8 protein-coding genes and 3 tRNA genes are annotated in these 12634 nt (G+C 68.6%); 6 read left to right on the forward strand and 5 right to left on the reverse strand.

Annotated elements, in window-relative coordinates; translation table 11 throughout:
* Positions 1-258: 258 nt before the first annotated feature.
* Both QA861_RS38345 and QA861_RS38350 read left to right on the forward strand, forming a co-directional pair.
* Positions 259-897, forward strand: coding sequence for a hypothetical protein (locus QA861_RS38345; protein ID WP_334593415.1), 639 nt, complete (start codon positions 259-261; stop codon positions 895-897).
* The gene (locus tag QA861_RS38350; RefSeq protein ID WP_334593416.1) at positions 894-2465 is read left to right on the forward strand and encodes a site-specific integrase; all 1572 of its coding nucleotides are present in this window, start codon (positions 894-896) and stop codon (positions 2463-2465) included. The genes QA861_RS38345 and QA861_RS38350 overlap by 4 nt, the downstream gene beginning before the upstream one ends.
* A 71-nt stretch (positions 2466-2536) precedes the next feature.
* Here QA861_RS38350 and QA861_RS38355 read toward each other — a convergent pair.
* The 3 genes from QA861_RS38355 to QA861_RS38365 all read right to left on the reverse strand — a co-directional run bounded on the left by QA861_RS38355 (position 2537) and on the right by QA861_RS38365 (position 2932).
* Positions 2537-2613 (reverse strand) — tRNA-Ile (locus QA861_RS38355).
* 167 nt (positions 2614-2780) lie between these two features.
* A tRNA-Asn gene (locus tag QA861_RS38360) sits at positions 2781-2853 on the reverse strand.
* Positions 2854-2859: 6 nt separating this feature from the next.
* A tRNA-Asn gene (locus tag QA861_RS38365) sits at positions 2860-2932 on the reverse strand.
* 224 nt (positions 2933-3156) lie between these two features.
* On the opposite strand from QA861_RS38365, the gene QA861_RS38370 reads away from it, so the two are divergent.
* The 4 genes from QA861_RS38370 to QA861_RS38385 all read left to right on the forward strand — a co-directional run bounded on the left by QA861_RS38370 (position 3157) and on the right by QA861_RS38385 (position 8885).
* Positions 3157-3462: a YtxH domain-containing protein gene (locus tag QA861_RS38370; protein ID WP_334593417.1), complete on the forward strand. Its 306-nt coding sequence runs from the start codon at positions 3157-3159 to the stop codon at positions 3460-3462.
* A gap of 129 nt (positions 3463-3591) precedes the next feature.
* Positions 3592-5052, forward strand: coding sequence for a xylulokinase (locus QA861_RS38375; protein WP_334593418.1), 1461 nt, complete (start codon positions 3592-3594; stop codon positions 5050-5052).
* A gap of 165 nt (positions 5053-5217) precedes the next feature.
* Complete coding sequence (locus tag QA861_RS38380) at positions 5218-6951, forward strand: ABC transporter ATP-binding protein (RefSeq protein WP_334593419.1); 1734 nt, start codon at positions 5218-5220, stop codon at positions 6949-6951.
* Entirely contained in the window at positions 6951-8885 is a 1935-nt protein-coding gene (locus QA861_RS38385) for an ABC transporter ATP-binding protein (protein ID WP_334593420.1), read from the forward strand. The genes QA861_RS38380 and QA861_RS38385 overlap by 1 nt, the downstream gene beginning before the upstream one ends.
* Before the next feature lie 136 nt (positions 8886-9021).
* Here the strand turns inward: QA861_RS38385 and QA861_RS38390 are convergent, their stop codons facing one another.
* Entirely contained in the window at positions 9022-10440 is a 1419-nt protein-coding gene (locus tag QA861_RS38390) for an RNA polymerase sigma factor (RefSeq protein ID WP_334593421.1), read from the reverse strand.
* A gap of 235 nt (positions 10441-10675) precedes the next feature.
* Positions 10676-12589 (reverse strand): DNA primase, encoded by a 1914-nt coding sequence (gene dnaG / locus QA861_RS38395; RefSeq protein ID WP_334593422.1) that lies wholly within the window; start codon positions 12587-12589, stop codon positions 10676-10678.
* Positions 12590-12634: the final 45 nt, after the last annotated feature.

Consider the following 12634-nt stretch of genomic DNA (forward strand, 5'->3'; position numbering starts at 1 on the left):
GGGGCAACGCTGCGGCTTTTCCGGCGGATTGACCTTTTCAGCCCCTTCGGTCCCGCTGGCGTCGACACCGGGTACGCGCCCCATTCCGGTCGACTAGGGCACCCCCCGAACGGCAAGGCTTAATGGCAAGGGTCTGTAGCCACTCGTAACCACTCGTCGCCACTCGTAGCCACTCATAGCCATCCGGATCCAAGCCTGCGGGTAGAGCAAGGCAAGGCTTGTCTTGCCAAAAGCTTGCCGTTCCGGCATGGTGAAGGCGTGCAGAAGACACAGTTCCCCCACGACTGGATCAGCTCGGCATGGCCGAAGCATGAGCTCAATGTGCCGCTCGACCTGTCGGCCATGAAGCTGGTCCAGGTCGGCTACGTCCTTGTCCCGGAGTACTTCTCATGGTCACTGGAAGCCCCGGAAATGACGGAGGGCACGGATGATGTGAGGGGGATCATCGTCAGCTTCAAGGCCACGCCCGATGGGCTGGAGACGATGATGATCCTCGGAGCCAATCTCGATCTTGAGGAGTGGCTGCCATGGGTGATTGCTCGCCTCCCCATGGAGAGCTGGAAGGCATTGGCCACAGAGGAGATGGTGCGCTGGCTGGCCGATGACGAGGTTCGCCTCCTGGTACCCCAACTCGCTGACAGCTCCGAGACCCCTGCCATCTCCCTCACGAAGAAGCCTCAGACGGCGAAGCCAAGGCGCTACAAGATCACCGACAGGCATCTTAAAGAAGTGGTCGGCGTATACACGGAAGCCGTCGAGAACGGAGAGCCGCCCACGCGGGCGGTGGCAGATCGGTTCGAGGTCGCTCATTCCACTGCTGCAAAATGGGTCGGGAGGGCTAGGCGCGACGGCCTACTTGAAGGTGTGGCCCAGAAGTGGGGTGCAAGTAAGGAATGAAGGGTTCGACGTACCGCCGTTGTTACTGCCGCGACGCGAGCGGCAAGGCGCTGAACAAGGCCTGCCCGCAGCTGTCGTCCCGACGGCACGGAGTGTGGGCCGTGCGCCAGGAGCTGCCCAACCGGCAGGACGGCACCCGCCGTTCGTTCTCCCGCTCCGGGTACGACACCGCCAAGGACGCCCAGGGCGACCTCGACAAGGTGCGCGCCCTCCTCGACCTGCCCGACGGCGACGACACCGAAGCACAGACGAAGATCGGTGACCTGCTTGAGGTGGTCAGCAAGAACAAGGACGCCCCGCTGCCCGACCTCGCCGAGACCCGCCGCCGGTTCCGCGCCGGCCAGCCGCTCACCTCGAAGACGACCGTCGGGGACTGGCTGGATGAATGGTGGGAGGCGAAGAAGCGGAAGAAGAGCACGCTCACCAACTACAGCTCCCACATCCGCGTGCACCTCAAGCCGGGCATCGGACACGTCCTCCTCGACCGGCTCAACGTCGGGCACCTGGTGGAGCTCTTCGACGCCATCGACACGGCCAACGAGACGATCGAGGCGGAGAACCAGCAGCGGCGCGAGCAGCAGGCGCGAGCGAAGTGGGGCAAGCAGTCCCGGCCGCCGGCCGCCGAGACGGCCCGGCTGGCCGAGGAGCGCGCGAAGCTGGAGGCACTCCCCCCGTACCGGCGGGTCACCGGTCCTGCGACGCAGCAGCGGATCCGGGCGACCCTGCGCTCGGCGCTCAACTCGGCGATCTCCCGGCAGCTGCTCACGTTCAACCCGGCCGCGCACGTCGAGCTCGTCTCGGGGAAGCGGCCGAAGGCTGTGCTGTGGACTCCCGAGCATGTGGAGCGGTGGCGGGAGACGGGTGAGAAGCCGTCAGGGGTCATGGTGTGGACGCCGGTTCAGGTCGGTGAGTTCCTCGACCACGCCGAATCCGACCGCCTCTACGCCCTGTTCCACCTGATCGCGTTCCGGGGCCTGCGCCGCGGCGAGGCTGTCGGCCAGGCATGGTCCGGGATCAGCTTCACCGAGGCCCGCCTGACGGTCTCTAAGACGATCATTCAGGACGGGTGGACGCCGGTGGAGAGCGACCCGAAGACGGAAGGCAGCGCTGCGACGATCGCCCTGGGCCCGGCGACCCTCCAAGTCCTCGCGGAGCACCGGGTCCGGCAGCAGGCCGAGCGTCAGGCGTGCCTCGGCAAGGAGCTGCCGTGGCAGGAGACGGGGAAGGTGTTCGTCGACGAGGACGGCGGCTGGCTGCATCCGGAGAAGGTCTCGGACGTGTTCCGGCGGCTGTGCCGGGAGGCCGGGCTGCCCCCGATCAATCTTCGTGATCTACGCCACGTGGCGGCAACTCTCATCCATGCGGGTGGTGGTGACCTTCACGCGATCAAGGAGACGCTGCGGCACGGGACGATCCAGTTGGCGTCCGACACGTACACGGCTCTCCTCCCCCAGGTCGATCAGGAGGTGGCGAGGAAGTCCGAGAGCATCGTGCCTCGGGCCCGCCGTCCGCTGCCGTCTGGCACCGCCGCTCACGCATCGCTCACGCAGGGGCCCGGAAACGACTGAGCGCCCCTGCTGGTCTAAACCAGTCGGAGCGCTCGGATTGCTGGTCACAGCGGATCTCCCCGCGTAGCACGTGGTGGGGCGGGTGGGACTCGAACCCACGGCCGACGGATTATGAGTCCGCTGCTCTAACCGGCTGAGCTACCGCCCCATTACGGCGCGTCGCGCACATTTGTGCGCGCCGTCTGCCGCAGCATAGCCGCTCATACGATCTCCTGCTTCGGATGGTCGACTTCGCATGACCATGAGGACATCGGCGCGGTTCGCGCGGTTCCCCCGGGCATGAAAAAGGACCCCGACGGGGTCCTCGTTCAAGCGCTCTCCCGACTGGACTCGAACCAGTAACCTGCCGGTTAACAGCCGGCTGCTCTGCCAATTGAGCTACGGAAGATCGAAGCTCCCCCGACTGGACTTGAACCAGTAACCTGCCGATTAACAGTCGGCTGCTCTGCCAATTGAGCTACAGGGGATTGCCTCGTTGCATCGATCGTGACTCCCTGGGTATTCGCCAGGGGGCGTGCGGTCGCTGCGACACATACATTAGCGCAAGCTGGGGGGTGCTCCGCCAATCGGTTCCGCGTGCCTCGCACCCGGCGCCCCTCGTCCACCACCCGTCGTCGTCCGTCCGTCGCCTCACTCACCACCCGTCACTCCTCACTCGACACACGACACACGTCAAGGAAAGGTGGCCGTCATGCGTTACCGGCTCACGTTCGTCGCCGGACTGGCCCTGGGTTACGTGCTGGGCACACGGGCCGGGCGCGAGCGCTACGAACAGTTGAAGAAGTCAGGCCAGCGGATCGCGCACAACCCGGCCGTCCGCAACACCGCCGAGTCAGCCGCGCTACAGGGGCGGGAGTTCGCCGGCAAGGCGTTCCACACCGTCAGCGAGAAGGTCGGCGACCGGGTTCCGGACTCCGTGGCCGGCCGGGTGCGTTCCCTGCGTGAGCGCAACGGCTCGGGAGGTGGCGAGGACGACTGGGGCACCAGTAACACCTGAGCGACAGGGTGTCGGCATGGACACATCTGCGGCACCCGCACGCCCCTGGTCACGGACAACGCGCGGGTCTTCCTCAACGGAAGTCCGACCCGGCGCGTTCACCTCTCCGCGTACGGCAGAATTTTCGCCATGGGGATAGTCGCCGGGTTGGACAGTTCGCCCGATTTCACTCGTATCGTCGTCTGCGACGCGGACACGGGGTCCGTGCTGCGGCAGGGCTATGCGCCGCATCCGGTGGAAGGCCCCGAGGGCGGGGGCGCCGGGCGGCCCTCCGATGTCGATCCGCAGGCCTGGCTGCTCTCCCTCGGTGAGGCGGCCGGCGGTGGGCTGCTCGAAGGTGTGCAGGCCATCGGGGTGTCCGCGCAGCAGAACGCGCTCGTGCCGGTCGACGCGCAGGGCAACACCGTGAGACCGGCGATGGTCGGCGGGGACAAGCGGGCGCAGGTCGCGGCGGCCGATCTGATCGACGCGCTCGGCGGACGTGAGGCGTGGGCGCAGGCCGTGGGGTGTGTGCCGCAGGCCGGACAGCCGGTGACCAAGCTGCGCTGGCTGGCGCGGAACGAGCCGGACGCGGCGCAGCGCACCGCGATACTGATGCAGGCGCACGACTGGCTGGTGTGGCAGTTGCTCGGGCGGCCCGTACGGCGGACCACCGACCGGGGTGGAGCCTCCGCAACCGGGTACTGGTCGGCCGCCATGGGCGCCTACCGGGGTGATCTGGTCGAACTCGCGCTCGGGCGGCAGGCGATGCTGCCCGAGGTGCTCGGCCCGTCCGACGCCGCCGGTACGACGCCCGAGGGGCTGCTCATCTCCGCCGGGACCGGGGAGACCATGGCCGCCGCCTTCGGGCTCGGGCTCGGGCTCGGGGATGTCGTGGTGTCGCTCGGGGCCTCCGGGTCCGTGATGGCCGTACATCCCGAGGCGCTCTTCGACTCGACCGGGATGATCACCTCGCTGGCCGACGCGACCGGGCTGCACCTGCCCGTCGTCACGACGCTGAACGCCGTACGGACGCTGCGCGGGACCGCTGAGCTGCTGGGGCTCGGGGATCTGGAGACTCTGTCCGATCTCGCGATGAAATCGACCCCGGGTGCGCACGGGCTGGTCATGCTGCCCTATCTGGAGGGTGAGCGGACGCCCAATCTGCCGCACACCGCCGGGACGCTCGCCGGGCTGCGGCGGGAGTCCATGAAGGCCGAGCATCTGGCGCGGGCCGCCTTCGAGGGGATGCTGTGCGGCCTCGCCGACGCGCTGGACGTGCTGCGGGGGCGCGGGGTCGACGTACAGCGTGTCTTCCTGCTCGGGTCCGCCGCCGAGCTGCCCGCCGTACAGGCCTCGGCACCGCCGCTGTTCGGGGCGCAGGTCGTCGTACCGCAGCCCGCCGACTACGCGGCCATCGGCGCCGCACGGCAGGCCGCCTGGGCGCTCGGGGTGTCGCAGGGCACGCTCGACCCGCGGACCCCGCCGGCCTGGCAGGGGGCCGCCGCTCAGGTGCTGGAGCCCGGCGAGGAGCTGGCGGTGGGGCAGGCGGTGCGGCAGCAGTACGTGTCCGTGCGGGAGCAGACGCATCCTGGGGCATTTCGTAGCTGAGGGGGGCGAGGAGCTTCCCCCGCGCGGCTGCTTCTTAATCCGCTCTTGGATTAATCGGTTGAAGTAACACGGGTGGAGTGTCGGACGATGGGTGCGTGGGGCACTCCCCATCGTCCGTCACGCCATCGTCCGTCACGGACAACCGCCGACTCCGAGAGATTCAGCGTGCTCATACAACTTCTGCGCACTTATCTGAGGCCTTACAAGAAACCCATCGGGCTGCTGGTGCTGCTGCAGCTCCTGCAGACCTGCGCCACCTTGTACCTGCCCACGCTCAACGCGGACATCATCGACAAGGGTGTGGTGAAGGGCGACACCGGCTACATCCTGCTCTCCGGCGCCGTGATGATCGGTATCTCGCTGGTGCAGGTCGTCTGCAACATCGGCGCCGTCTACTACGGCGCCCGTACGGCGTCGGCGCTCGGCCGGGACGTACGCGCCGCCGTGTTCGACCGCGTGCAGTCGTTCTCGGCGCGCGAGGTCGGGCAGTTCGGTGCCCCCTCGCTGATCACGCGTACGACCAATGACGTCCAGCAGGTGCAGATGCTCGCGCTGATGACGTTCACGCTGATGGTGTCGGCGCCGATCATGTGCGTGGGTGGCATCGTGCTCGCGCTGGGGCTGGATGTGCCGCTGTCGGGCGTGCTCATCGCCGTCGTGCCGGTGCTGGGCATCTGTGTGACGTTGATCGTGCGGCGGCTGCGGCCGCTGTTCCGGACGATGCAGGTACGGCTCGACACGGTCAACCGGGTGCTGCGCGAGCAGATCACCGGCAACCGGGTGATCCGTGCGTTCGTACGGGACGAGTACGAGAAGGAGCGGTTCGGGAAGGCGAACCACGAGCTGACCCAGGTGTCGTTGGGCACCGGACGACTGCTCGCACTGATGTTCCCGATCGTCATGACCGTCGTCAACATCTCGTCGATCGCCGTGGTGTGGTTCGGCGCGCATCGCATCGACAGCGGCGGGATGGAGATCGGCGCGCTGACCGCGTTCCTCGCCTATCTGATGCAGATCGTCATGTCCGTGATGATGGCCACCTTCATGTTCATGATGGTGCCGCGCGCGGAGGTGTGCGCCGAGCGCATCGAGGAGGTCCTCGGGACGTCGTCGAGCGTGGTCCCGCCGACCGCTCCCGTGGTGGAGCTGCGGCGGCACGGGCATCTGGAGATCCGCGGGGCCGGGTTCCACTACCCGGGTGCCGAGGAGCCGGTGCTGAAGGCCGTCGACCTGGTGGCGCGGCCCGGTGAGGTGACCGCGGTGATCGGGTCCACGGGCAGCGGCAAGTCGACGCTGCTGGGGCTCGTACCGCGGCTGTTCGACGCGACCGATGGAGAGGTGCTCGTCGACGGCGTGGACGTGGCGACGGTGGAGCCGAGGCTGCTGGCCAGGACGGTCGGGCTGGTGCCGCAGAAGCCGTATCTGTTCGCCGGGACCGTGGCGAGCAATCTGCGCTACGGCAATCCGGACGCCACCGACGACGACCTGTGGCGGGCGCTGGAGGTGGCGCAGGGCAAGGGGTTCGTCGAGCGGCTGGAAGGCGGGCTCGACGCGCCGATCGCGCAGGGCGGGACGAACGTCTCGGGCGGTCAGCGGCAGCGGCTCGCGATCGCGCGGACGCTGGTCCAGCGCCCCGAGATCTACCTCTTCGACGACTCCTTCTCCGCGCTCGACTACGCCACTGACGCGGCCCTGCGGACGGCGCTCGCGCGCGAGACCGCCGAGGCGACCGTCGTGATCGTCGCCCAGCGGGTGTCCACGATCAGGGAGGCGGACCGGATCATCGTCCTCGACGAGGGCCGGGTCGTCGGCACCGGACGCCATCACGAGCTGATGGCGGACAACGAGACCTATCGGGAGATCGTGCTCTCCCAGCTCACGGAAGCGGAGGCTGCCTGATGGCCGGGCCCATGGGGCGCATGATGGCGGGAGCCGGCCCCGACCAGCACTCGCTCGACTTCAAGCAGTCCGGCAAACGGCTCCTCTCCCAGTTCAGGCCCGAACGGGCCACGATGTACGTGATGCTGTGCGCGGTGTTCGTGAGCGTGGGCCTGTCGGTGGTGGGCCCGAAGATCCTGGGGCGGGCGACCGACCTGGTCTTCTCCGGCATCATCGGACGACAGTTCGAGAGCGGCGCCTCGAAGGCCGAGGTTCTCGCCGCGATGCGCAAGCAGGGCCGCAACGGCATGGCCGACATGCTCTCCGGTACGGACTTCACACCGGGCAAGGGCATCGACTTCGGCGCGGTGGGCGGGGTGCTGGGGCTCGCCCTGGTGACGTTCGTGTTCGCGGGGCTGCTGATGCTGGTCGCCACGCGGCTGGTGAACCGGGCGGTCAACCGGACCGTGTACCGGATGCGCGAGGATCTGCAGGCGAAGCTGTCGCGGCTGCCGCTGTCGTACTTCGACAAGCGGCAGCGCGGTGAGGTGCTGTCGCGCGCGACGAACGACATCGACAACATCGGGCAGACGCTCCAGCAGTCGATGGGGCAGCTCATCAACTCCCTCCTCACGATCATCGGCGTACTGGCGATGATGTTCTGGGTGTCCTGGCTGCTGGCGCTGGTCGCGCTGGTGACCGTTCCGCTGTCGTTCTTCATCGCCACGCGCGTCGGCAAGCGGTCGCAGCCGCACTTCGTGCAGCAGTGGCGGACCACCGGCAAGCTGAACGCCCACATCGAGGAGATGTACACCGGGCACACCCTGGTGAAGGTGTTCGGGCGGCAGGACGAGTCGGCGCAGCAGTTCGCCGAGCAGAACGACGCGCTGTACGAGGCCGGGTTCAAGGCCCAGTTCAACAGCGGGATCATGCAGCCGCTGATGATGTTCGTGTCGAACATCAACTATGTGCTGGTGGCCGTGGTGGGCGGGCTGCGGGTCGCTTCGGGCTCGCTGTCGATCGGTGACGTGCAGGCCTTCATCCAGTACTCGCGGCAGTTCTCGATGCCGCTGACGCAGGTCGCGTCGATGGCGAACCTGGTGCAGTCCGGTGTCGCCTCGGCCGAGCGGATCTTCGAACTGCTGGACGCGGAGGAGCAGCAGGCCGATCCGGTGCCGGGAGTACGGCCCGAGGAACTGCGCGGGCTGGTCTCGCTGGAGGGCGTGTCGTTCCGGTACGAGCCGGAGAAACCGCTGATCGAGGATCTGTCGCTGTCGGTGGAGCCCGGGCACACGGTCGCGATCGTCGGTCCCACCGGCGCCGGCAAGACGACCCTGGTGAACCTGCTGATGCGGTTCTACGAGGTCTCCGGGGGCCGGATCACCCTCGACGGGGTGGACATCGCGTCGATGACCCGGGACGAACTCCGGTCCGGGATCGGGATGGTGCTCCAGGACACCTGGCTGTTCGGGGGAACTATCGCGGAGAACATCGCGTACGGGGCCGCGCGCGAGCGCGAGGTGACGCGCGGGGAGATCGAGGAGGCTGCGCGGGCCGCGCACGCGGACCGTTTCATCCGTACGTTGCCGGACGGGTACGACACCGTGATCGACGACGAGGGGACGGGGGTCAGCGCGGGTGAGAAGCAGCTCATCACCATCGCGCGGGCGTTCCTGTCCGATCCGGTGATCCTGGTGCTGGACGAGGCGACGAGTTCCGTGGACACGCGGACGGAGGTCCTCATCCAGAAGGCGATGGCCAAACTGGCGCACGGGCGGACCTCGTTCGTGATCGCGCACCGGCTGTCGACGATCCGGGACGCGGACACGATTCTGGTGATGGAGAACGGCGCGATCGTGGAACAGGGGGGTCACGAGGAGCTGTTGGGGGCGGACGGGGCGTATGCGCGGTTGTACAAGGCGCAGTTCGCCGAGGCGGTTGCTGAGGTGGAGTGAGCGGTGGGGGGCGGAGGGTGGCTTTTCTTCGCCCCCGCCGCCCCTACCCGTCCCATTCCGTGCCTGGGGGCTGCGCCCCCCCAGACCCCCGCTTCGGCCCTGAAGGGGCCTCGTCCTCAAGCGCCGGACGGGCTGGTCAGTCCAAGTAGCCTCGCAGCTGGTCCGCGAAGGCGTGGTCGCGGAGTTTGTTCAGGGTCTTGGACTCGATCTGGCGGATGCGCTCCCGGGTGACGCCGAAGATGCGGCCGATCTCTTCCAGAGTGCGCGGGCGGCCGTCCGCCAGGCCGTAGCGCAGCTGGACGACCTTGCGTTCCCGCTCCCCCAGCGTCGACAGGACCGCCTCCAGGTGTTCCCGCAGCAGCAGGAACGCCGCCGACTCGACCGGTGACGCGGCGTCGCCGTCCTCGATCAGGTCGCCGAGGGCCACGTCGTCCTCCTCACCCACCGGCGCGTGCAGCGACACCGGTTCCTGGGCCAGGCGCAGCACCTCGCTGACGCGTTCGGGCAGGAGGTCCAGATGGGCGGCGACCTCCTCGGGGGTGGGCTCGTAGCCGCGTTCCTGGAGCATCCGGCGCTGGACGCGGACGACCCGGTTGATCAGTTCGACCACGTGCACGGGGACGCGGATCGTCCGGGCCTGGTCGGCGAGGGCGCGGGACATGGCCTGGCGGATCCACCAGGTCGCGTACGTCGAGAACTTGTAGCCGCGCGCGTAGTCGAACTTCTCGACAGCGCGGATCAGGCCCAGGTTTCCCTCCTGGACGAGGTCGAGCATCGTCAGCCCGCGTCCCACGTACCGTTTCGCCACCGAGACGACCAGGCGCAGGTTCGCCTCGATCAGCCGGCGCTTGGCCATCCGGCCCATGACGACCAACCGGTCCAGGTCCAGGGCCAGTTGGCTGTCCAGGTCAGAGGCGAGCCGGAGTTTCTCCTCGGCGAACAGGCCGGCCTCCACCCGGCGGGCGAGGTCGACCTCCTCGGCGGCGGTGAGCAGCGGGATGCGGCCGATCTCGCGCAGATACTGGCGGAACAGGTCGGAGGAGGGCCCGCTGGTGTCGGCGCGGGCGGGGCCGCGGGAGGGGGCGCGGGCGCGCACCCGCTCGACCGGCTCGACGGGATCGAGCAGTTCGACGGGCTCAATGGGCTCGACGGGCTCGATCGGTTCCGCCGTCTCCACCGCGTCCGCCGGGGGTTCGTCCAGCTCGGACGGGCTGTCGGGCTCGGCCGTCTCCGGGTGGTGCGCGGCGCGGCTCTGCGGAGGCACGGCCCCGATGACCTCGACGCCGGTGACGTCGGTGACGTCCACGGTCTCGGCATCGGTATCGGCCTCGGCGGCGCCGGACTCCGTTACGGCGGTACTGCTGTCGGTCTGGGTGAGGGTCTGGGTCTGCACGGGGGCGACCTCCAGGATGATCGCTGCTGAGGCGTACGGCAGCGGTACTCGGGGGGCGGAGGGGGCGGCCTCGCCGCTGTCCGTCCCGTACGCGTTGAGCGGAATCGCGGGGGTGTCGGACCCGTTGGGGACGGGTCGGCCGCGCTCCGAGGACTCAGGCACCGGAACCCAGTGTGGAGTACGACACATCGCCGCCACGAGGGGCGTGCGACGACTTTTTGCGCACGTCCGTGCCCATGTGGTTACCGTCGCGGCCAACTCAAGCGCTTGTTCGGGGTCCGACCTGGCACGATCGGCGCGCGTCCGGTTCTCTCCCGCTCAACTCACGTGTACGAAACCCGTATCACCGTTCGCTGCGAAACCGCCGCCGAGGCGGAACGGCTGGACCGCTGGGCGGTCAGAGCGCTGCCGAGCCCCGCTCCCGCAGGGCCTGGTCGTACTGCTGGAGTACCCACAACTCGTTCTGCACGGCGGCCAGTTCGGCCGGGTCGCCGTGGGTGGCCAGGCGGGTGTGAGTGACCTGGACCTGCTGGATGCGGCGTTCCACCGCTCTGCGGCGGACCATGACCAACTGGTCGCTCGCGTACACGTCGTCGACGGTTTTGCGCATGATCGCCTCGACCGCCAGCTCCGTCACCATGGCCCGGACCGTGTTGTCCGGGGCGATCTCGCGGACCCGGACCAGGTACTCCTGGGGGTCCTGGGCGCCGAACTCCGCGCCACCCGCTTCCATGATCGCCTGGCGTACGGCCGCGTAGGGGGCTGCCGTGAACTCGTCGATGCCGTAGGCGTCGAAGGCCGGGGAGACCAGGTCGGGGCGCTGGAGAGCCAGTTTGAGGAGTTCGCGCTCGGTGGCGTAGACCGGGTTGCGGAGGTTGAGGGCGGGGCCGGAGGGGCCGCCGGAGCGCGCGGAGGTCTGCTCGTACGGCTGGGTCCGGCCCTGCTGTCCGGTGGGGGCCGGGCCCTTGCCGCCGCGGTCCCGGGCCCAACGGGCAAGCTGGGCCACCCTTTTGACGACGAACTGCGTGTCCAGGATGCCGAGCATGCCCGCGAGCTGGACCGCCACCTCGTGCTGTGCGCCGCTGTTCTTGATGCGGGCCACGATCGGGGCCGCCTCGTCCAGCGCCGCCGCGCGGCCCCCCGGGGTCTCCAGGTCGTAGCGGATGGCGATCTGGCGCAGGGCGAACTCGAAGAGAGGGGTGCGGGGTTCGGCGAGTTCCGCGACGGCCTGGTCGCCCTTGGCGAGGCGCAGGTCGCAGGGGTCCATACCGTCGGGCGCGATCGCGATGTACGTCTCGGCGGCGAACTTCTGGTCGTCCTCGAAGGCGCGCAGCGCCGCCTTCTGGCCGGCCGCGTCGCCGTCGAAGGTGAAGATCACGCGGGCCGAGCCGTTGTCCATCAGCAGCCGGCGGAGGATCTTGATGTGGTCGGTGCCGAAGGCCGTACCGCAGGTCGCGATCGCCGTCGTCACGCCGGCCAGATGGCAGGCCATGACGTCCGTGTAGCCCTCGACGACGACCGCGCGGCTCGTCTTCGCGATGTCCTTCTTGGCGAGGTCGATGCCGTAAAGGACCTGGGACTTCCGGTAGATCGCCGTGTCCGGGGTGTTCAGGTACTTAGGGCCGGTGTCCGCCTCGTACAGCTTTCGCGCGCCGAAGCCGACGACCTCGCCGCCGATGTCGCGGATCGGCCACATCAGACGGCCCCGGAAGCGGTCGATGGGGCCGCGGCGGCCTTCCTGGGCGATACCGGACAGCAGGAGCTCCTTGTCCGAGAAGCCCTTGCCGCGGAGGTAGCGGGTGAGGTGGTCCCAGCCCTGGGGGCTGTAGCCGACGGAGAAGTGTTCGGCGGCCGACTGGTCGAAGCCCCGCTCCGCGAGGAACTTGCGGCCCGCGTCCGCCTCGGAGCTGGTGGCCAGCTGCTCCGCGTACCACTGGGCGGCGATCTTGTGGGCCTCGACCAGGCGGATGCGCTCGCCGCGCTGGTGGGTGGGGTTGTAGCCACCCTCCTCGTACCGCAGGGTGATGCCGGCCTGGCCGGCCAGGCGCTCGACCGACTCGGAGAAGGAGAGGTGGTCGACCTTCATCACGAACGTGATGGTGTCGCCGCCTTCCTGGCAGCCGAAGCAGTGGAACAGTCCCTTGCTCGGGCTGACCTGGAAGGACGGTGACTTCTCGTCGTGGAAGGGGCACAGGCCCTTGAGGTTGCCGCCGCCCGCGTTACGCAGCTGGAGGTACTCGGACACCACGGCGTCGATCGGGACCGCGTCCCGAACCGCCTTCACGTCCTCGTCGTTGATCCTTCCGGCCACGCAGTGATTCTACGGTGGCGGACCGACAGTGCTGTGACAGTCCCG

Origin of the sequence: Streptomyces sp. B21-083 (genome assembly GCF_036898825.1) — a bacterium.
Taxonomy (GTDB): Bacteria; Actinomycetota; Actinomycetes; order Streptomycetales; family Streptomycetaceae; genus Streptomyces.

What these genes read in the sequence shown, in the direction of transcription:
- QA861_RS38370 (WP_334593417.1), top strand. Translation starts at nt 3,157, where the DNA reads ATGCGTTACCGGCTCACGTTCGTCGCCGGACTGGCCCTGGGTTACGTG.
- QA861_RS38385 (WP_334593420.1), top strand. Translation starts at nt 6,951, where the DNA reads ATGGCCGGGCCCATGGGGCGCATGATGGCGGGAGCCGGCCCCGACCAG.
- QA861_RS38375 (WP_334593418.1), top strand. Translation starts at nt 3,592, where the DNA reads ATGGGGATAGTCGCCGGGTTGGACAGTTCGCCCGATTTCACTCGTATC.
- QA861_RS38350 (WP_334593416.1), top strand. Translation starts at nt 894, where the DNA reads ATGAAGGGTTCGACGTACCGCCGTTGTTACTGCCGCGACGCGAGCGGC.